The sequence below is a fragment of the Microbispora sp. NPDC004025 genome (genome assembly GCF_053604425.1).
Genome location: NZ_JBSGHN010000016.1, coordinates 102,898 through 123,996, shown reverse-complemented (window position 1 = coordinate 123,996; position 21,099 = coordinate 102,898). Strand labels below are relative to the sequence as shown.

Sequence of the window (21,099 nt, the reverse complement as noted above, 5' to 3'; positions counted from 1 at the left end):
ACGGAATGGCTGCAATGTTTCTGGAAGTTGCAGCAAAGTCTTGCACGGATGTGCACTCATCACTAGCTTCCGGGCCATGGTGACCCCCCAGCACCGGCGTACGCGCGTGCCCGCAGCGCTGTCCCTCGTCGCGGCACTCGCCGCCGCGCTCATCGCCCCCTGTCTGACGTCTCCCCCGGCGGCGTCCGCCCTGGCCGCGCCGGCCCCGCCGACACCTGCCGGCGTCGCGGCCGGCGCGCCGTCCGACGCCGAACTCGCCCGCGACGCCCTCCGCACGGACCTGTCCCGCGAGCGGCTGTACTTCGCGATGACCGACCGGTTCGCCAACGGCGACCCCGCCAACGACCGGGGCGGGCTGTCCGGCGACCGGCTGACGACCGGCTTCGACCCGGCCGACAAGGGCTTCTACCAGGGCGGCGACCTCGCCGGGCTGATCGGGAGGCTCGACTACATCAAGGGCCTGGGCAGCACGGCCATCTGGCTCACGCCGTCGTTCGAGAACCGGCCCGTGCAGGGCACGGGTGGAGGCGCCAGCGCCGGCTACCACGGCTACTGGATCACCGACTTCACCAGGATCGACCCGCACCTCGGCACCAACGCGCAGATGAAGCGCCTCGTCAAGGAGGCGCACAAGCGCGGCATGAAGGTGTTCTTCGACATCATCACCAACCACACGGCCGACCTCATCGACTACGCCGAGAAGACGTACGGCTATCGCGGCAAGGCGGCCTACCCCTACGTGGACGCCTCCGGGCGGGCCTTCGACGACCGCGACCACGCCCTGCGCGACGACTTCCCGAAGGTCACCGCCGACTCGTTCCCGTACACGCCGGTGGTGACGGCGAAGTCGAAGGTGCCGTCCTGGCTGAACGACCCGACCATGTACCACAACCGGGGCAACTCGACCTTCTCCGGCGAGAGCTCCGAGTACGGCGACTTCGACGGCCTCGACGACCTGTGGACCGAGCGCCCCGAGGTCGTCAGGGGCATGACCGACATCTACACGACGTGGGTCAGGGAGACCGGCATCGACGGCTTCCGGATCGACACCGCCAAGCACGTCGGCATGGAGTTCTGGCGGCGTTTCGCGCCCGCGCTGCACGGCTACGCCGCACGGCTCGGCAACGACAGGTTCTTCATGTTCGGCGAGGTCTACAGCTCCGATCCGGCGTTCGAGAGCCGCTACACCACCACCGGCACGCTCGACGCCACGCTGGACTTCGGCTTCCAGGAGGCGGCGCGGTCGTACGCGAGCGGCGGCGACGCCGCGAGCCTGAGCCGGCTCTACGCCGGCGACGACTACTTCACCGACGCCGACTCCAACGCCTCGTCGCTGCCGACGTTCCTCGGCAACCACGACATGGGCCGGATCGGCCACTTCCTCCGGCAGGACGACCCGTCGGCCGGCGACGCCACGCTGCTCGCCCGCGACCGCCTGGCCCACCAGCTGATGTACCTGACGCGCGGCCAGCCGGTCGTGTACTACGGCGACGAGCAGGGCTTCACCGGCGCGGGCGGCGACAAGGACGCGCGGCAGCCGATGTTCGCCTCCAAGACGGCCGACTACCTCGACGACGACCTCATCGGCACCACCGCCACCCACGCGACCGGCAACTTCGTCACCACACACCCCCTCTACACCTCGATCGCCGAACTGGCCCGGCTGCGCGACCGCTACCCGGCGCTCGCGGACGGCGCGCAGATCGAGCGGCTGACGAGCGGAGGGGTGTACGCCTTCTCCCGGATCGGCGCGAAGGAGCGGGTCGAGTTCGTGGTCGCGCTCAACAACGGCGCGGCGGCGAAGACCGTCCAGATCCCGACGTACTCGGCCGGGGCCTCCTTCACCCAGGTCTACGGCGGGACGGGCAGGCTCGCCACCGCGGCCGACGGGAGGCTGGCCGTGACCGTGCCGCCGATGTCGGCCGTGGTCCACCGCGCCGACAGGGCCCTGGCCGCCCCGGCCTCGGTGCCGGAGATCGCCCTCACGCTGCCCGGCACGACGTTGCGCGGGACGGCGGCGGACGGCCGCGTGCCGATCACCGCCGAGGTGCCCGGCACCGGGTTCGCGCAGGTCACGTTCGCCGTCAAGGCGGGGAACGCGCCGTGGCGGGTGCTCGGCACCGACGACGCCCCCAACGGCCACACCTACCGCGTCTTCCACGACCTGACCGGCGTGCCCGAGGGCGCCCCTCTCGCGTACAAGGCGGTGGTCAAGGACGCGGCGGGCCGGCACGCGGGCGCCACGGCGACCGCGACTGCCGGGCCGGAACCCGCGGCGGACGAGCCGGGCGCGGTCAGGCGCGACCACCTGGTGGTCCACTACAAGCGGAACGACTACGACGGCTGGGGACTGCACGCCTGGGGCGACATCGACCAGACGGTCGAATGGGGCTCACCCGTCGCCTTCGCGGGCGAGGACGCGTTCGGCCGCTTCGCCTGGCTGAAGCTGAAGCCCGGCGCCACCGAGGTCGGCCTGATCACGCACAAGGGCGACACCAAGGACCAGGGCGACCGGACGGTGAATCCCACGCGTACGGGCGAGGTGTGGCTCATGGAGGGCAGGCCGGACGTGTACGCCTCCCGGGCCGCCGCCGAGGGCTACGCCACGATCCACTACCGCCGCCCGGACGGCGCGTACGACGGCTGGGGACTGCACCTGTGGGGCGACGCGATCGCCGGCGGCGCGGGCACCGACTGGAGCACGCCGCGCCCGCCGGACGGGACCGACGCCTTCGGCGCCTTCTGGCGGGTGCCGCTGAAGAACGCCGACGCGCCGCTGAACTACATCATCCACAAGGGCGACACGAAGGACCCCGGGCCCGACCAGTCGTTCGTCCCGGCCCGGCAGCCCGAGGCGTACGTGAACTCGGGCGGGGCGGCGGTCCACGGCAGCGCGGCGGCGGCGCGGAACGTCGCGGTGCTGCACTACCACCGCGCGGACGGCGACTACGACGGCTGGGGCCTGCACTTCTGGGGCGACGCGTCCGGCTCGGTCGAATGGGGCGACCCGCTGAAGCCCGCCGGAACCGACCGCTTCGGCGTGTACTTCGAGGTGCCGCTCAAGGAGGGCGCCAAGACGCTCGGGTGGATCATCCACAAGGGCGATCAGAAGGACCAGCAGGCCGACCAGTCGCTGGACCTCGGCGTGAGCGGCCACGAGGTGTGGAAACTGTCAGGTGTGGACGGATACCTGCTGCCGCAGCCCGCGGCCACCGGAGCGGACGCCGACCTGTCCAAGGCCACGGCCCAGTGGATCGACCGGGACACGGTCGCGTGGAAGGGCGGGGTCGCCGAGGCGAACCACTACGCGCTGGCCTATTCGCCGAAGGGCGACATCGCCTACGACAAGGGCGGCCTGACCGGGGACGTCCACCTCGTCCGCCTGACGCCCGGGCAGCTCACCGATGCCCAGAAGGCCACGTGGCCGCATCTGGCGGCGTACGGCGCGCTGAAGGTGGACCCGCGCGACGCGGACCTCGTGCGCGACGCGCTGCGCGGACAGGTCGTGGCCGTCGAGCGCGGGCCCTCCGGCGCGCTGCTGACCGCCACCGGCGTGCAGATCCCCGGCGCGCTCGACGACCTGTACGGCGGAGCGGCGAAGGTCCCGCTCGGCCCCACCGGGAACGGAAGACTGGCGGTGTGGGCGCCCACCGCGCAGAAGGTCGAGCTGGCCCTCTACGACGGCCCGGCCGGCGATCGCAGGACGGTCCACCGGATGCGCAGGGACGACGCGACCGGCGTGTGGTCGATCGACGGCCCGGCGTCGTGGCGGGGCAGGTACTACACCTACCTCGTCACCGTCTACGCCCCGGCCGCCGGGAAGATCGTCACCAACGAGGTGACCGACCCCTACAGCCTGTCGGTCTCGGCGGGCTCGGGGCGCAGCCAGATCGTCGACCTCGACGACCGGTCGCTGCGGCCCGAGGGATGGACGGGGCTGACCAAGCCCCCGGCGGTGCGCCAGGACCGGGCGTCGATCTACGAGCTGCACGTGCGCGACTTCTCGGCCTCCGACAGCACGGTCCCCGAGGCCGAGCGGGGCACGTACAAGGCGTTCACCGAGGGCGGCAGCGCCGGGATGACCGAGCTGCGGAGCCTGGCCAAGGACGGGCTCACGCACGTCCACCTGCTGCCGGCCTTCGACTTCGCGACCGTGCCCGACCGGAAGGCGGACCGCACCGAGCCGGGGTGCGACCTGGCCGCGCTGCCGCCGGACTCCGACCGGCAGCAGGCGTGCGTCGCGGAGACGGCCGCGAAGGACTCCTTCAACTGGGGCTACGACCCGCTGCACTACACCGTGCCCGAGGGCTCGTACGCGACCGATCCCGACCGGCGGATCAAGGAGTTCCGCGAGATGGTCGCGGGGCTCAACGGCGCGGGCCTGCGGGTGGTCATGGACGTGGTCTACAACCACACCCACGCCTCGGGGCAGGACCCCGGAAGCGTGCTCGACCGCGTGGTCCCGGGCTACTACCACCGGCTCATGGACGACGGCACGGTGGCCGCCTCCACCTGCTGCGCCAACACCGCCCCCGAGCACGCCATGATGGGCCGGCTCGTGGTCGACTCGATCGTCACCTGGGCGAAGCAGTACAAGGTCGACGGCTTCCGGTTCGACCTGATGGGCCACCACCCCAAGGCGAACATCCTCGCCGTGCGCAGGGCCCTCGACGCGCTCACGCCGGGCAAGGACGGTGTGGACGGAAAGTCGATCATCCTGTACGGCGAGGGCTGGAACTTCGGCGAGGTGGCCGACGACGCCAGGTTCGAGCAGGCCACCCAGGCCAACATGGCGGGCACCGGGGTCGGCACGTTCAGCGACCGGCTGCGCGACGCCGTCCGCGGCGGCACGCCGTTCGACGCGGACCCGGGCGTCCGGGGCCTCGGCTCCGGCCTGGCCGACACCCCCGGGGACCGGCTCGCGCACTACGAGGACCTGGTCAAGCTCGGGCTCGCGGGCAACCTGCGCGACTTCACGTTCACCGGCTCGGGCGGAACTCCGGTCAAGGGCGCGGAGGTCGACTACAACGGCACGCCGGCCGGGTACGCCGCCGGGCCCGCGGACACGGTGACCTACGTGGACGCCCACGACAACGAGACGCTGTTCGACGCGCTCGCCTACAAGCTGCCGAAGGACACCCCCATGGCCGACCGGGTCAGGATGCAGTCGCTGTCGCTGGCGACGGTCCTGCTCGGCCAGGGCACGGCCTTCGTCCACGCCGGCAGCGAGCGGCTGCGGTCGAAGTCGCTCGACCGCAACTCCTACGACTCGGGCGACTGGTTCAACCGCCTGCTGTGGGACTGCCGCCAGGGGAACGGCTTCGGCGGCGGCCTGCCGCCCGCGAAGGACAACGAGGCGCGCTGGCCGTACGCGCGGCCCCTGCTGGCCGACCCGGCGCTGCGGCCGGACTGCGCGGCGATCGGGGCGGCGCGGGCGAGGTTCGGCGAGTTCCTGCGGATCCGCTACTCCTCCCCCGCCTTCTCACTGGGCTCGGCCGCGGAGATCGGCAGGCGGGTCTCCTTCCCGCCGTCCGGCACCCCCGGCGTGATCGTCATGCGGATCGACGCCGCCGGAGCCGATCCCGCGAGCACGGCGATCTACGTGGTGTTCAACGCCACCGGGAGGACCGCCGCACCGGTCGTGCCCGCGCTGAAGGGCGCCGGGGCCGCGCTGCACCCCGTGCAGGCCGCGTCGGACGATCCGGTGGTCCGGCAGGCGGCGGCGGACCCGGCGACCGGCACGCTGACCGTGCCCGCCCGCACGGTGGCGGTGTTCACCCAGCCGCGCTAGGGGCGGCGCCGGGCGCGGGCTCTCCCGCGCCCGGCGCACGGCGGCTCCGCGCCGCGTCTCGAAACTCCATTGAGCGGGCTCGCGCGGTTTCGTTAGCGTGTCCGGATGCCCTCCCAGCGCCTCCTGCCGCGCTCGACCCCGGCCGCCTCGGGGATGTCGTCCCGATCGATCGCCACGTTGCTGGACCGGCTCGAAGCGGGATCCGTCGAGTGTCACTCCCTGATGATCGTCCGCAACGGTCACGTCGTCGCCGAAGGCTGGTGGGCGCCGTACTCGGCCGGGCGCCCGCACCTTCTCTACTCGCTGACCAAGTCGTTCACCTCGATCGCCGTGGGGCTCGCGATCGCCGACGGGCTGCTCTCGCTGGACGACCGGGTGGTGGACGTGCTGCCCGAGCACGTCCCGGCCGGCATTTCCGAGCAGGGACGCCGCCTCACCGTCCACCACCTGCTGTCCATGACGGCCGGGCACCGTACGGACAGCCTCGACGAGGCCTGGCGCCTGGAACCGGGCGACCTGGTGAAGGGATTCCTGCGCGTGCCGTTCCCCGAGGCCGAGGGAACGCGGCACGCCTACGACAACGCGACCACCTTCGTCCTGGCCCGGATGGTGGAACGGGTCACCGGGCGCGGCCTGCCGGAACTGCTCGACGAGCGCCTCTTCCGGCCGATGGGCGTCGGCCACGCCGAATGGGACCGGGTGGCGAGCGGCGCCGCCTTCGGATTCCACGGGCTGCACCTCACGACCGAGGCCGTCGCCGCCTTCGGTGAACTGCTGCTGCGCGGGGGCCTGTGGGGCGACCGGCGGCTCGTCCCGCGCGAATGGGTGGAGCTCGCCACCAGACGCCACATCGACACCCAGCAGGTCGAGGGCTGGTCGGAGAACCCCGACGCGCTCTGCGGGTACGGCTACCAGTTCTGGATGTCACGTCACGGATATCGCGGCGAGGGCGCCTTCGGCCAGCTGTGCGTGGTCGTCCCGTCGCACGATCTCGTGGTCGCCGTGACCGCCGCCGTCGCGCAGGGGGAGGCGATACTCGACCCGGTCTGGGAGTGCCTGCTGCCCGGCGTGGACCAGGCGGGGAGCACTGAGCTCGCGGGAAGCACCCAGCTCCCGGGAAGCACCGAGCTCCCGGGAAGCACCGGGGACGACGAGATCCTCGCCGAGCGGCTGCGGCGGCTGTCGTTCGCGCCGGTGCCGGGTTCGGCCGCCCCGGAGCGTTCCGTCAAGGCGAGAATCGACGCCTCCGCCGAGGATTCGGCGCTGCCCGGCGGAACCACGGTGGCCGTCGATCCCGTGGACGGCGGATGGATCCTGCGGCTCGGGTCCTCCCTCGACGTCGAGGCCGGCCACGGCGAATGGCGGGAGAGCGCACCGCTCGGCCGCCCCGTCGTCGCGGCCGGCGCCTGGCAGGGCGGCACGTTCGTCGCCGATCTCTATGTCATCACCACCCCGCACCGGGTCCGGCTGGTGGTCGACGCCGACGCGGGCACAGCCGTGGCGACGTGGAACGTCGTGCCCCTGACCGGCCCCGACCTGGCGTTGCATCTGCGGTCGCCGCTGATGACACGGCCCGACGTCGCGTAGATGACACATCACGGTCCGTGAGGGACGCGTACGTCTCGCCGAGCGCCCGCACCCACCCGGCACCCCGCAGTATTGGGAGACTTTGAGCAACTTTGGGGCGAGCTTTTCGCTGTCGCGAGTTTCCCTAAAGATGACCATGAGTAGCCTCGGGTAATGCTCCTCCCCAGGCGCTCCCCGTCGCTGCGAGCCCGGCTGGCACTCATCGCCACCGGGACCGCGGCGATCCTGCTGATCCCGCTCGCGATCGTGGTGCACGTGCTCGTCCGCGACGCGGTCGCGGACCGCATCTGGGACCGGAGCCTGGACACCGCCACCCACGTCGCCGCGCAGATCCGCGACGGACGGCTGAGCAACCCCATCCCGCCCGGCGAGAACGGCATCGACCTGATCGAGGTGACGGGGCCGGACGGCCGGATCGTCGCCGAGAGCGCCGCCGCCAGACATCTGCCGCGCCTGAGCCCGTTACGCACGGCCCCCGGCCGCGAGATCACCCAGACGACGGCCTGCTCGCCCGCCGGGCGCGACTGCCTCTACGTGACCGTGCTGCGGGTGTCCCCGGGCCCCGGCTCGGACCTCGTCTACGCGGGCCGGGCGGCCCCGCCGATCCTCGACACCCCCTTCACGCTGCCGGCGCTGCTCCTGGCGGCCCTGCTGCTCACCGCGCTGGCGGGCTACACGGCCTACAAGGCCACGAGCCGCGCGCTGCGGCCGGTGGAGGCGATCCGCTCGGAGCTGGCCGAGATCACCGAGAGGAACCCCGGCGGCCGCGTGCCCGAGCCGCCCGGCGACGACGAGTTCTCCCGGCTGGCCCAGGCGGCCAACGACGCGCTGTCCCGGCTGGACATGTCGATCCAGCGGCAGCGGCAGTTCGCCGCCGACGCCTCACACGAGCTGCTCACCCCCATCGCCGGGATCCGCGCCCAGCTGGAGAGCGCGCGGCTGCACCCCGAGGACACCGACGAAGCCGTCTGCGCCGCGCTGCGCGACACCGAGCGGCTGGAGGCGATCGTCGCCGACCTGCTCCTGCTCGCCCGGATCCCCACGGTCCCCGAGACCGCCAGGGAGGAGGTCGACCTGTCCCACCTGGTCGTCTGCGAGGTCGAGCGGCTTCGGGAGCGGCTGCCGACCCACCTCCACAACACCCCCGGCGTGGTCGTCAGGGGTCTGCGCCGCCACCTCGCCCGGGTGGTGGCGAACCTGCTCGACAACGCCGAGCGGCACGCGCTGACGGTGGTGTGCGTACGCGTCGAGCGCACCGAGGAGGAGGCCGTCCTGTACGTGCGCAACGACGGCCGGCCGATCCCCGAGGCGGACCGCGAGCGAATCTTCGAGCGGTTCTACCGCACCGACGCGGCGCGCAGCCGCGCCCGGGGCGGCACGGGCCTGGGCCTGGCCATCGCCCGCGAGGTCGTGGAGGCCCACGGCGGGTCCATCCGCGTCGAGGACGTCACGGACGGCGAGCCCGGCGTGCGGTTCGTGATCACGCTGCCGCTGGCCCCGGCCGGGCCCGCCGCGGCGTGCGGCGACACCCAAAGTTAAGAACGGCGCCCCTGGTCGTTCAGCCGAGTAACCCCGAACGAAAGGACCTGCTGGCTAGTTTTCGGGACACCCCGGCCCCCTTGGGTCACACGGGTTCCCGATGTCGCAGGTAGAGGAGTCACTCGTGCGAGTGCTGGCCGTCGTCCCCGCCCGTGGAGGCTCGGTGGGCGTCCCACTGAAGAACCTGGAGAAGGTGGGCGGGGTCCCGCTCGTCGCCCGCGCCGTGGACGCCTGTCTGCGCGCCGAACTGGTGGACGAGGTGATCGTCAGCACCGACCACGACCGGATCGCCGAGGCGGCCTCGGCCGCCGGCGCCCGCGTCGTACGCCGGCCCGCGGAGCTCAGCGGCCCGACCGCCTCCAGCGAGAGCGCCGTGCTCCACGCCCTGTCCGAGCTGTCCGGGCCGTCCGGATTGTCCGGCGAGGAGCCGGAGATCGTCGTGCTCGTCCAGTGCACCAGCGCGTTCCTCGACCCCCGCGACCTCGACGCCGCCGTCGCCAAGGTGCTGGACGGCGAGGCCGACTCGGTCTTCGCCGCCACCGAGACCTACGAGTTCGTCTGGACCGGCGCCGGCGACGGGGTGAACCACGACCCGGCCGTGCGCCCGCGCCGCCAGGACCGCGAGCCCCACTACCGCGAGACCGGCGCCTTCTACGTCATGCGCACCGAGGGCCTGCGCGAGCGCGGCCACCGTTTCTCCGGCAGGGTCGCGGTCCAGCCGGTGCCCGCCCGGCACGCGGTCGAGATCGACACCCCCGAGGACCTGGAGATCGCCCGGGCGCTCGCGCCGTTCGTGGACGAGCCGCTGCCGATCGACGTGGACGCGGTCGTCACCGACTTCGACGGCGTGCACACCGACGACCGCGCGTTCGTCGACTCCGACGGCCGGGAGATGGTCGCGGTCAGCCGCTCCGACGGAATGGGGATCGCGCTGCTGCGCCGGGCGGGCGTGCGGGTGCTCGTGCTGTCGACCGAGCGCAACCCCGTCGTCGCCGCCCGCGCCGCCAAGCTCGGCGTCCCGGTGGTGCAGGGCCTCGCCGCCAAGGACGCCGCGCTGCGCGAATGGCTGGCCGCCGAGGGCGTTGCCCCCGAGCGCGTCGCGTACGTGGGCAACGACGTCAACGACCTGTCCTGCATGGCGATCGTCGGCTGGCCGGTCGCGGTGCCCGACGCCCACCCCCGGGTGCGTGCCGCGGCCCGCGTCGTGCTGTCGGCCCCCGGAGGCGCCGGGGCCGTGCGCGAGCTGTCCGACCGGGTGCTCGCGGCCCGCCCGGCCACCGCGCTGGAGACGGTGCCGGCCCCCGCGCCCGTCACCGTCGCCCGCCACCCCGGGCAGCCGCGGCCGGTGCGGATCGGCAGGTCGCTGGTCGGTCCCGGGCAGCCCGTCTACGTCATCGGCGAGATCGGCATCAACCACAACGGCGACGTCGACATCGCCCGCAGGCTGATCGACGTGGCCGCCGACGCCGGCTGCCAGGCGGTCAAGTTCCAGAAGCGCACCCCGGAGATCTGCGTGCCGCCGGAGCAGCGCGACCAGATCCGGCAGACGCCGTGGGGCGAGATGACCTACATGGAGTACAAGATCCGGACTGAGTTCGGCGCGGACGAGTACGCCCACATCGCCAAGTACTGCGAGGAGCGCGGCATCGACTGGTTCGCCTCGCCCTGGGACGTGCCGTCGGTGGAGTTCCTGGAGGACATGGACGTCGTCGCGCACAAGGTGGCCTCGGCCTCGGTGACCGACCACGAGCTGCTGCGGGCGCTGGCCGCCACCCGCAAGCCGGTCATCCTGTCCACCGGCATGTCGACGATCGAGGAGATCGACGCGGCGGTGGAGATCCTCGGCACCGAGCGCCTGGTGATGATGCACGCCACCTCCACCTATCCGCTCCCGCCCGAGGAGGCCAACCTCCGCATGATCACCACCCTCCGGCAGCGGTACGGCGTGCCGGTCGGCTACTCGGGGCACGAGCGCGGGCTGCAGATCTCGCTGGCCGCCGTGACGCTGGGCGCGGTGACCGTCGAGCGGCACATCACCCTCGACCGGGCGATGTGGGGCTCCGACCACGCCGCCTCGCTGGAGCCCACCGGTCTGGATCACCTGGTCCGCGACATCCGCACCATCGAGACCGCCCTGGGCGACGGCGTGAAGCGCGTCTACCCCGGCGAGGAGGCCCCGCGGGCCCGCCTGCGCCGCGTCACGGCATGATCACACTATCGGTGGTCGTGCCGGTCCGGGACGGCGAGGAGTACCTCGGCGACGCCCTCACCTCGCTCGTGCGCAACCGGACGCGCGCGTTCGAGACCGAGGTCGTCGTCGTGGACGACGGGTCCGCGGACGCCACGCCGGAGGTCGTCGAGGACTTCCGGCGCGACCTGCCGGGGCTCACCGTCGTCCGCAACCCGGTGCCGCTGGGGCTGGCCGGCGCCCGCAACGCCGGGCTGAAACTCGCCGCGGGCCGCTACGTCACCTTCCTCGACGCCGACGACTGGCTCGCACCCGGTTACCTGCCCCGGCTCGTCGCCGCCATCGACGGGCTCGGATGTGACTTCGTGCGGGTGGACCACGTGCAGGTCGAGGGCCGCAGGCGGGAGACGCACCGGGCGCCGCAGCCACGCCGCGGCGTCGTGCTGGACCCGCGCGACGGCATCCTGCCGGCGGACTACAAGACCATGGTCGACTACCCCTACGCGTGGGCCGGGATCTACCGGCGCGAGCTGGACGACCTGCTGACCTTCCCCACCGGGCTGCACACCGCCGAGGACCGCCCGTGGATCTGGCGGCTGCACCGCCTGGCCCGGTCGTACGCCGTGGTCTCCCTCGCCGGGGTGTTCTACCGGCGGGGGCTCTCGGCCTCGCTCACGCGGATCGGCGACGAGCGGCAGCTCCATTTCTTCGACGCCTACGACATCGTGCTCGACGAGACCGAGCCCCGGTATCTGCCCAAGGCCGCCCGCAACCTGTGCGCGCTGCTCGCCCACCACATCGAGCTGGCCGGCCGGTTCACCCCCGCCGTACGCGCCCGGTTCGACGAGCGGGCGCGGGCGGCGCTCGCCCGGCTGCCGCGTGAGACGCGCGCCGAGGCCGTCGGCGGCCTGGAACCCGAGCGGGCCGCCCTGCTCGGGCCCTACTTACCCGGAGGGCCGCGTGCCTGACTCCACGCTGTTCTACGCCTCCACGCTGTTCGGCGCGATGACTCTCGCGGCGGCGATCGACGAGGGGCGGTTCCGCGACGGCGGCCGGATCCTTCTCGTGTCCAACAACGCGGCGATCCCGGAGGTCACCCCGGCGCCGGACGAGGCGCCGGGGTTCGCCGCGCTGCGGGACAGGTTCGACCGCGTCCTGTCCTGGAACGAGATCATCGCGCCGCTGCACCCGTCGGACTGGAAGCCGCGCTCGATCGAGACGCCCATGCTCGGCCGCCTGCTGCGCGACCTGACCGGCGACCCGGGCGAGCTGGTGCTGGAGTCGGTCGCGGTGCCCCCGTCGCGTACGCTCGCGGGCCTGGTCAAGGACTGCCCGATCACGGTCTACTCCGACGGCCTCATGAGCTACGGGCCGACCCGCGACCCGCTCCCGCAGGAGATCGCCGGCCGGATCACCCGGCTGCTCCACCTCGACCTCGCCCCGGGCCTGGCGCCCCTGCTCCTGGCCGAGCACGGCGTGCCGGCCGAGGCCCTGGCGGACTCGTCGTTCACCTCGGTGACGGACCGGGTCGCGGAGGCGGCCGAGGCGGCGCCACGCGCCGAGGCGGTCATCCTCGGCCAGTACCTGTCCGCGCTCGGCCTGGTCACGGCGGCCGAGGAGGCCGCGCTCCACGCGCGCATGCTGCGCGGCGTGGCGGCGCGCGGCCACCGGACCGTGCTGTTCAAGCCGCACCCCGCCGCCGGGCGGCGGCACGCCCGCGAGCTGCGGCCGGTCGCCGCGGAGCTGGGCGTCGAGCTCCTCGTGGCCCCCGCGGCGACGCCCGCCGAGGCGTGTTTCGCCGCGCACCGCCCCGAACTGGTCGCCGGGTGCTTCTCCACGGCGCTGGTGACCGCGCGGCGGCTGTTCGGTCTGCCCGTCGCGGCCACCGGCACCGATCTGGTGCTCGAACGGCTCACGCCGTACGAGAACAGCAACCGGATCCCGGCGACGATCGTGGACGCGACGCTGCCCCGGCTGGAGGCCGACGGCACGATCACCGAGCCGCCCGCCGCCGACCTGCCCGCCCTGGTCGCGGCCGTGGGCTACTGCATGCAGAGCACGGCCCACCCAGGCCTGCGCGAGACCGCCGCGGCATACGTGCGCGCCCACGGGCCGGCGCGTCACTTCAAGAAGCGCAGGCTGGAGTCGCTGGGCCTGGTCGAGCCGCCCGTCCCCGCCCCGGCCGTCCCGCGGTCGCGGCTGCGCCGCCTGCTGTCCCGCTGAGCCCTCGCCCCGCGCGAGACAGAACGGGACACGATCTTTTAGGGTGTGCCCCGGGGTGATCTCGCGCGGCGATCAGCAGCACATGGCGACCACGGTCGGGCCGTCCGCCGCCGGGGGCTGCGGTGGTGACGCCGTCCGGCCACACCTCGGTACGCGGACGCCGCGGCCGGCCACGGGAGGCTCGGGGGCGATGAGCAGGCACGGAAGTGGCCGGGCTCCGGGTTCGGCGCAGGTCTGCGTCGGGCACGGCGCCCGTGGCTGCTGCCGAGGTTCGTGGGACAGGGCCGCCGGCGCCCGATGCGGGAGAGTGCTCTCGCGTGGGGTGGCCATAGGGCTTCCTCCGAGGCGTGTCGTGGGTCGTCGCGGCGCGGAACCGCTCTCTGGAGTCAGGGTGCCCGGGTCCGTCGCGGATATCTTGACGCCCTCTGCACGATTCATGGCGATTCGTGCACGCAGCGGATGCGATCACGCCGGAGCGGCAGCACGCTTCGCGCCGAGGCGGCAAGGCTGGACACCGAGCATCCCGCCCGTTTCCACGCGTCCGCGCGGGTGTTCGACCTCGGCACGGTGCAGCTTTCGCTGATGAGCCACCACACGCTGCGGGTGAACCGGACCACCAAGCTCATCCGGCAGTCGGATCCCGAGATCTTCCAGCTGCACCTCCTCCTCGGTGGCGCCGGCTGCCTGCGACAGGCCGGGCGTGACGCGACCTTCCGTGCCGGGCAGTTCCTCACCATCGATTCCTCCCGGCCGTACCAGGGATGGCGAGGGCCCGACGGCGATCCGGCCAAGTCACTGGTCGTCCAGTTCCCCCGGGCCGCGCTCGGCCTGCGGGCCGGCGTGGTCGGGCGGCTCGCCGCCGCGCCGTTTCCCATACGGCCCGGCATCACCGGCGTCCTGGCCGGACACCTCAGGCACCGGCCTGACCCCGGAGACCATCGCCGCGGCACACCAGATCTCCGTCCGGCACCTGTACACGCTCTTCGCGGAGCAGGGCCTCACGGTGGCGGCCTGGATCCGCCGATGCCGGCTGGAACAGTGCCACCGCGACCTCGCCGACCCCCGGCGGCGCTCCCTCCCCATCCAGTCCGTCGCCGCCCGCTGGGGCTTCACCGACGCCGCGACCTTCAGCCGCGCCTTCCGCGCCGCCTACGGCATGTCACCACGCGACCACCGCGATCTCGCGGCGGCCGGGCGAGCGCCGGGCTGAGGCCACCGTGCCGTCCCGGGCGGGGGCTACAGCGCCTTGAGGTAGCGGCGCATCCGGCGCTTGGCGCGGTAGCCGTACCGCAGCATCCGGGGCGGCACCTCCAGGCGCAGCCGGGCGCGGCGCCGGGCCGCCGCGTGCTCGGGGCCGTCGAGGAGCGAGCGCGCCGGCTCCAGCGTTCCCGCGCGGGCCGCGGCGACCAGCGCGGCGACCCGGCCGGTCCAGTCGCCGGCCGAGGGATCGTGGAAGTAGTTGGCCCGGCACCATTCCTCGGCCGGCACCCGGAAGTCCGCCTTCGCGAGGTCGTCCAGGGTGCCCAGGCAGCCGCTGCCCTCGAACACCAGGTTGATCATCTCCGCGCTGACCCCGAAGTCGGACAGCACGAGCAGCGGCACGTTCGCGGCGATCGCCTCCAGCGCCGCCGTGGAGCTGACCGTGACGAAGCCGGCGGCGTGGCTCAGGTGCTCGTGCATCGGGCCGGCGGCGAAGCGCACGGCGCCCGCGGGCACGCGGCCCTCGGCCTCCAGCGCGGTCCACAGCCGCTCGTAATGGTGACGTTCGTTGTGCGTCTGCCGTTCGTCGTCGCGGGCCCTCAGCTTGACCACCACGTCCAGGTCGGGCCTGGCCCGCCCGAGCTCGGCCAGGGCGAGCAGGATGCGCTCCCGCTCCTCGCGCCGGCGGGGCACCTTGGCCTGGGTGGCGAACACGACCCGGTCGCGTACGCCCCCGGTGCCGCCCGCGCCCGGTTCGCGGGACAGCAGGTCGAGGTAGGGCAGGCGGGCCAGCGCCACCTCCCCTCCCCCGCCGAGCCGCGCGCCGATCCCGGAGAACTCGGCGACCTCCCGGCCGCTGTGCACGACGAACAGGTCGCAGCCGCTGCGGAACAGCCACGCCTTCTCCGTCGCGGGCACCGAGATGCCGGGCAGGCCCGACACGAGCACCGGCCGGGGGCGCAGCCCGGCCGGCGTCTCCGCCGCCAGCGCGTCCACCACGGGACCGGTGCACGCCAGGAGCACGGCGTCCGGCCGGAACCGTTCGGCGGCCCGCCGCAACTGCCGGGCCGGCAGCACCGGGGGAAGCGCCCGCGTGCGGGTGCCGCTCACCGCGGCGGCGATCTGCGCCGCCGATGGGGCGATGGGCGTACGGACGACGGCCAGCTCCGTGACCCAGTCCCGCGGGGTCGCGTCGAGCAGGCCCGCGGCCCACTTCAGATAGGAGTCGGAGTCGGCCACGGCGAGCAGGCGGATCAAGGAGCGACCTTTCCGGGATCGTGCTGGTGAGGCAGGGGCTGGTGGGGCTGATGGGCGAACAGCTGGAGGTGGGAGCGCAGCGAGGGGGCGGCCGAGGCCGTCCACCAGTCCTCCGGCACGTCCACGGTCTCCACCGGCACGCCCCGCGCCGACAGCAGGACGCGCAGCGAGGTGACCGCGGTGGACGGCAGGCTCAGCACCCGCTGGTCCGGCCGCAGGTCGCGCAGCGTCATCTCGGCGGGCGCCCCGGCGTCGTACACGGTCAGCCCGGCGATCCGGCGCACCCGGTCGAGGTCGCGGGGGTCCTCCCGGCGGTGCGGGAAGTACGCGACGGGCTCGCCGATCCGCTCCAGCCAGCGCAGGTAGCGGTCGCGGTGGATGAGCCCGTTGCGTACGAGCGAGGTGCCGAGCACGACCGTGCCCTCCCGCGGCGGCGGGTCGGCCGGCTGGGCGCGCAGCCAGGCGAAGTCGTGCCGGACGAGCCGGACACCCGCGCCCTCCACATCCTCGGCGAGGCCGGCGGGCACCGGGAGCGCGGTGAACACCGTGGGCCCGCGGGTGCGCAGGCGGAACCCGGCGGCGGCGCCCAGGACCTTGCGGCCGGCGCCGGGCGTCCCCCGGGCGCGCAGCAGCGGGCGCCGCTCGACCAGCAGCTCCAGCAGGCGGATCGTGGCAAGTCCGTCGTCCACCAGCACCGTACGGCCGGGGACGGCCGTGAGGAGGGCGAGCTGGACGCGCCCGGAGAAGGCGTCGCCGACCGCCCACGTACGTCCCGGCCGGGGAGCCCGCGGGGACGGCTCGGCGAGCTCCAGCCCCTCGGGCGGCCCGAGCCGCTCGAGCTCGCGGCGGGTCAGCCGCAGCGCGGGCAGCCCGGCCCGCGGCACCACCCTGGTGGCGGGTCCGAGGAGCCCCGCGTGGTGCGCCTCGACGACGGACAGCAACTGCAGGGGGGACTCCACCCACGCGACGGCCTGCCCCTGCCCGGCGGCGTGGCGCCGTCCCTCGTTCTCCACGCCCCGTAATGAAACGTTCACGACGCGCTCACCCTAACCGTCCAACACGACGGCGGCGGGAACGCCCGGTGAACAGACCTGGAAGGGATCTTCGCGACGCGTTACGGCAGCATGGAAGGCATGAACGTCATCACTTTGAACAACAACGTGCGGATGCCCCAGCTCGGCTTCGGCGTGTGGCAGGTCGCCGACGACGAGGCCGAGAAGGCCGTGACGACGGCCCTGGAGTACGGGTACCGCAGCATCGACACCGCGAAGTTGTATCGCAACGAGAAGGGTGTCGGCCGCGCCCTGCGCGCCTCCGGCATCCCCCGCGAGGAGCTGTTCGTCACCACCAAGCTCTGGAACGACGATCACGGCTACGACAAGACGATGCGCGCCTTCGACGCCGGCATGCGGCGCCTCGGCCTGGAGACCCTCGACCTGTACCTGATCCACTGGCCGGCTCCCCGGCAGGGCAAGTACGTCGAGACGTGGAAGGCCCTGGAGATGCTGTACGTCGACAAGCGCGTGGCGGCGATCGGCGTGTCGAACTTCACCGTCGCCAACCTGGAGCTCCTGCTCGCCGAGACCGAGGTGATCCCGGCGGTGAACCAGATCGAGCTGCACCCGCAGCTCGCCCAGCGGGAGCTGCGCGGCTTCCACGCGCACCGCGGCATCGCCACCGAGGCGTGGAGCCCGCTCGGGCAGGGCAAGGGGCTGCTCGACCTGCCCGCCCTGGCCGAGATCGGCGCGAAGTATGACAAGACGCCCGCCCAGGTGGTGCTGCGCTGGCACATCCAGCTCGGCAACATCGCGATCCCGAAGTCGGTGACGCCGTCGCGCATCAAGGAGAACATCGAGGTCTTCGACTTCGAGCTGGGCCCCGAGGACATGGCGACGATCAACGGCCTCGACGAGGGCCGCCGCCTCGGGCCCGACCCGGTGGTCTTCGGCTGACCGGCGGCATTCGCCGCAGTTCCCCCCATAGCGGACGCCGAGCGGTCACGCGGTCACGCTGCGTACGTTTCCCCTGGCCGACGCGTGGCAATGATTGCTGCCGTGCCCCAACCACGACGATCGAGAAAGCTGTGGGCCGGGCTCGCCGCGGCACTCCTGCTGTGCCTCGGGCTCACCGGGGCCGCCCGCGTCGAGCCCGCCCCCGCGGCCCATCGGCCCAATATCGTGCTGATCCTCACCGACGACCTGGACGCCGGGGATCTGAGCCGGTTCCCCAACATCACCGACCTCCTGGTGCGCCAGGGCACCACACTGTCCCGCTTCTTCGTGACCAATCCCTGGTGCTGCCCCTCGCGCTCGTCCATCCTCCGATCGCAGTACATGCACAGCCACCAGGTGGAGAGCAACAGGTCGCCGACCGGCGGGTTCCCGAAGTTCCGGCCGCTGGAGGCGTCCACCCTCGGGACGTGGATGCACGACGCGGGCTACCGCACCGCGCTGATGGGCAAGTATCTCAACAACTATCCCGAGGGTGCGCCACGCACGTACGTGCCGCCGGGCTGGGACGAGTGGCACGTCCCCGTCACCCGCCTGTACCAGGAGTACGGCTACACGCTCAACGAGAACGGCGTGCTCCGGCGGTACGGCGACGCTCCGGAGGACTACCTGGAGGACGTGCTGAGCGCCAAGGCCGCCGCGTTCGCCACCGATTCCACCACCCGGGGGGACGCCCCGTTCTTCCTCTACCTCGCCCCGGTCGCGCCGCACCTGCCCGCGCACCACGCGCCGCGCCACTCCGGCGCCTTCGCCGACGAGCGGGCGCCGCGAACCCCCTCGTTCGACCAGGAGGACCTGTCCGCCGAGCCCCGCTGGCTCAGCGGGCGCACGCCGCTGTCGGCCGCCGACACACGCAGGATCGACCGCGTCCACCGCGACCGGCTGCGCGCGATGCTCGGGGTGGACGACATGGTCGGCGCGCTTGTCGACGCGCTGACCCGGGCCGGCGAACTGGACGACACCTACATCTTCTTCACCTCCGACAACGGCTTCCACCTCGGCCAGCACCGGTTGCGGCCGGGCAAGACGACGCCGTTCGAGGAGGACATCCGGGTGCCGATGGTGGTGCGCGGGCCGGGCGTGCCGGCCGGGGGCGTCGCCGACGCGCTCGCGTCGACGGTCGACCTCGCGCCCACGTTCGCCGAGCTGGGCGGGGCCGCGGTGCCGCCCACGGCCGAGGGCCGCTCGCTGGTACCGCTCCTGCGGGGGCACGACGTCGCCTGGCGCGACGCCGTGCTCGTGGAGTTCTACCACCCCTCCTACTCGCCGCACTCGCCTCCTACGTACGCCGTGCTGCGGACCGGACGGTACGCGTACGTGGAGTACGAGACCGGGGAGCGGCAGCTCTACGACCTGTGGGACGACCCGGCGGAGACGCGCAACCTCGCGGCCTCGGCCGGTCCCGGCCTGACCGCCGCTCTCTCGGCCCGGCTGACGCTGCTGCGCGCCTGCTCCGGACCCGGCTGCCGGCTGGCGGACAGCGCGGGCGCTGTGGGCGCCGGCGTGTCCGTTGGCGGCGGCGTGTCTCTGGGGACGGCTCCGAGCGGTGCCGGATGAGCTGACGGATGAGCTGGCGGATGAGCTGACGCAGGGCAATAGGACAGGGCACCCCGGCGGATTCGGGGTGCCCGCTAATCATTTCTGCCCATATCGGGATGGGAGCGCTCCCAAGCGTGGTATGTCCTACTATGTCCAGTTGAGCGGCTCTAACCACCCAGGGAGTAACAGTTAGGTTTCGGCATATTGACGCCCGCGTTGCTCATAGAGGACCCTTCGTGGGAGCGCTCCCAACGTGTTCACCAACACGGTGCTCACCACGAGCACAACCTCTGATCGCGGGCCGTGAGATCGGGGACCGGCCTGGGATGCACCTCCCATGAACGACTTCGGGATACCACCTGAGAGGGGTCCGGATGATTAGCAACTCGCGCCGCGGCAGGCTGCTCGCGGTCGCCGCGGTGGCGGCGCTGGCTCTCGGCGCCACCGCCTGCCAGTCCGACGACAAGGGGACGGACACCGCGTCCGGCGGCGGGGCCACGCAGGCGGCCGGCCCCGTCACCATCACGCTCCAGACGTTCGGCGGCGGCAAGAACTTCGGCTACAAGGAAGCCGTCGACAAGTGGAACGCCGAGCACAAGGACATCCAGATCAAGTACGACAACCTGACCGACCAGTTCGAGCAGGTCTACTGGCCCCAGATGATCCAGTGGCTGCAGTCCGGCGCGGGCGCCGGCGACGTCGTCGGCATCGACGAGGGCGGCATGGGTCTCGCCAAGGCGCACCCCGAGTGGTGGGCCGACCTGGGCGAGTTCGGTCTGCAGAACCGCAAGGCCGACTTCGCCGCCTGGAAGTGGGAGAACGGCGTCACCGCCGACGGCAAGCTGTTCGGCCTCGGCACCGACGTCGGCGGCATGAGCCTGTGCTACCGCCGTGACCTGTTCGAGAAGGCCGGCCTGCCCGGCGACCGCGAGGAGGTCAGCAAGCTCTGGCCCACCTGGGACGACTTCGTCGCCGTGGGCAAGAAGTTCCAGGACAAGGTCAAGGACACCAAGTTCGTCGACGGCACCAACACGCTCTACAACGTGGTCCTGGTGCAGGAGGCCGCCAAGAACGGCAACGTCTCCTACTTCGACAAGGACAACAACCTGATCGTCGACAAGAACCCGGCGGTCAAGACGGCCTACGACTTCGCCCAGAAGATCAGCCAGGAGGGCCTCACGGCCAAGCTGCGCAACTTCACGCCCGAGTGGAACACCGGCATGAAGAAGTCGCAGTTCGCCACCCTCGGCTGCCCGTCGTGGATGCTCGGCGCGGTCAGCGGCGACGGCGGCGCCGGACCGGACTTCAAGGGCAAGTGGGACGTCGCGGCGGTGCCCGGCGGCGGCGGCAACTGGGGCGGCTCCTGGCTCGCCGTGCCGAAGCAGTCGAAGCACCCCAAGGAGGCGGCGCAGGTCCTCGACTACCTGACCGGTAAGGAGGCCGAGGTCAGCGTCTTCAACTTCGCCGGCAACATGCCGAGCAACGTCCAGGCCCAGCAGGACCCGGCCGTCCAGGGCGCGAAGAACGAGTACTTCAACGACGCCCCGGTCGGTGAGATCTTCGCCAAGTCGGCCTCCGCGCTCCAGCCGGTCTTCCTCGGCGTGAAGCACGCGCAGGTCAAGAACGCGATCGAGTCGGTCGTCTCCGCCATCGACGACGGCTCCGTGCCGTACGCGAACGGCTGGAAGAAGCTCGTCGACGACGCCGTGAAGGCCGCGGGCTGACCCTGCCCGCCAGGTGAGCACCGGCCCGCCGCAGCGGCACCC

Annotated in this window: 12 protein-coding genes and 1 pseudogene; 11 read left to right on the top strand and 2 right to left on the bottom strand. The window is 72.7% G+C overall.

Annotated elements, in window-relative coordinates; all coding sequences use genetic code 11:
• The first annotated feature begins 76 nt into the window (after positions 1 to 76).
• The 8 genes and pseudogenes from pulA (at position 77) to ACWEQG_RS32010 (ending at position 14,538) form a co-directional block, all read left to right on the top strand.
• Positions 77 to 5,791 (top strand): pullulanase-type alpha-1,6-glucosidase, encoded by a 5,715-nt coding sequence (pulA, locus tag ACWEQG_RS32045; protein ID WP_452290451.1) that lies wholly within the window; start codon positions 77 to 79, stop codon positions 5,789 to 5,791.
• Positions 5,792 to 5,896: 105 nt separating this feature from the next.
• Positions 5,897 to 7,378 (top strand): serine hydrolase domain-containing protein, encoded by a 1,482-nt coding sequence (locus ACWEQG_RS32040; protein ID WP_452290449.1) that lies wholly within the window; start codon positions 5,897 to 5,899, stop codon positions 7,376 to 7,378.
• Between the two features lie 153 nt (positions 7,379 to 7,531).
• The gene (locus ACWEQG_RS32035) at positions 7,532 to 8,917 is read left to right on the top strand and encodes a sensor histidine kinase (protein ID WP_452290447.1); all 1,386 of its coding nucleotides are present in this window, start codon (positions 7,532 to 7,534) and stop codon (positions 8,915 to 8,917) included.
• 124 nt (positions 8,918 to 9,041) lie between these two features.
• A complete protein-coding gene (locus ACWEQG_RS32030; protein ID WP_452290445.1) occupies positions 9,042 to 11,126 on the top strand; it encodes an N-acetylneuraminate synthase family protein in 2,085 nt (694 codons plus the stop codon).
• A complete protein-coding gene (locus ACWEQG_RS32025; protein WP_452290443.1) occupies positions 11,123 to 12,073 on the top strand; it encodes a glycosyltransferase family 2 protein in 951 nt (316 codons plus the stop codon). The genes ACWEQG_RS32030 and ACWEQG_RS32025 overlap by 4 nt, the downstream gene beginning before the upstream one ends.
• Complete coding sequence (locus ACWEQG_RS32020) at positions 12,066 to 13,328, top strand: polysialyltransferase family glycosyltransferase (protein WP_452290441.1); 1,263 nt, start codon at positions 12,066 to 12,068, stop codon at positions 13,326 to 13,328. The genes ACWEQG_RS32025 and ACWEQG_RS32020 overlap by 8 nt, the downstream gene beginning before the upstream one ends.
• Before the next feature lie 297 nt (positions 13,329 to 13,625).
• Positions 13,626 to 14,192, top strand: a pseudogene (locus ACWEQG_RS32015) (AraC-like ligand-binding domain-containing protein); the annotation flags it as partial.
• On the top strand, positions 14,110 to 14,538 hold the full coding sequence (locus ACWEQG_RS32010) for a helix-turn-helix domain-containing protein (protein ID WP_452290618.1): 429 nt from the start codon (positions 14,110 to 14,112) through the stop codon (positions 14,536 to 14,538). The pseudogene ACWEQG_RS32015 and the gene ACWEQG_RS32010, both read left to right, overlap by 83 nt.
• Positions 14,539 to 14,564: 26 nt before the next feature.
• On the opposite strand, the gene ACWEQG_RS32005 is transcribed toward ACWEQG_RS32010, so the two are convergent.
• Both ACWEQG_RS32005 and ACWEQG_RS32000 read right to left on the bottom strand, forming a co-directional pair.
• Positions 14,565 to 15,785 (bottom strand): DUF6716 putative glycosyltransferase, encoded by a 1,221-nt coding sequence (locus tag ACWEQG_RS32005; RefSeq protein WP_452290439.1) that lies wholly within the window; start codon positions 15,783 to 15,785, stop codon positions 14,565 to 14,567.
• Positions 15,782 to 16,819, bottom strand: coding sequence for a hypothetical protein (locus tag ACWEQG_RS32000; protein WP_452290437.1), 1,038 nt, complete (start codon positions 16,817 to 16,819; stop codon positions 15,782 to 15,784). The genes ACWEQG_RS32005 and ACWEQG_RS32000 overlap by 4 nt, the downstream gene beginning before the upstream one ends.
• Positions 16,820 to 16,918: 99 nt before the next feature.
• Between ACWEQG_RS32000 and ACWEQG_RS31995 the strand changes: the two genes are divergently transcribed.
• From ACWEQG_RS31995 to ACWEQG_RS31985, 3 genes are all read left to right on the top strand, one after another.
• Positions 16,919 to 17,737, top strand: a complete 819-nt coding sequence (locus ACWEQG_RS31995) for an aldo/keto reductase (protein WP_363467706.1) — start codon at positions 16,919 to 16,921, stop codon at positions 17,735 to 17,737.
• 102 nt (positions 17,738 to 17,839) lie between these two features.
• Positions 17,840 to 19,351, top strand: a complete 1,512-nt coding sequence (locus ACWEQG_RS31990) for a sulfatase family protein (RefSeq protein WP_452290435.1) — start codon at positions 17,840 to 17,842, stop codon at positions 19,349 to 19,351.
• 356 nt (positions 19,352 to 19,707) lie between these two features.
• Entirely contained in the window at positions 19,708 to 21,057 is a 1,350-nt protein-coding gene (locus ACWEQG_RS31985) for an ABC transporter substrate-binding protein (protein ID WP_452290433.1), read from the top strand.
• Positions 21,058 to 21,099 lie beyond the last annotated feature (42 nt).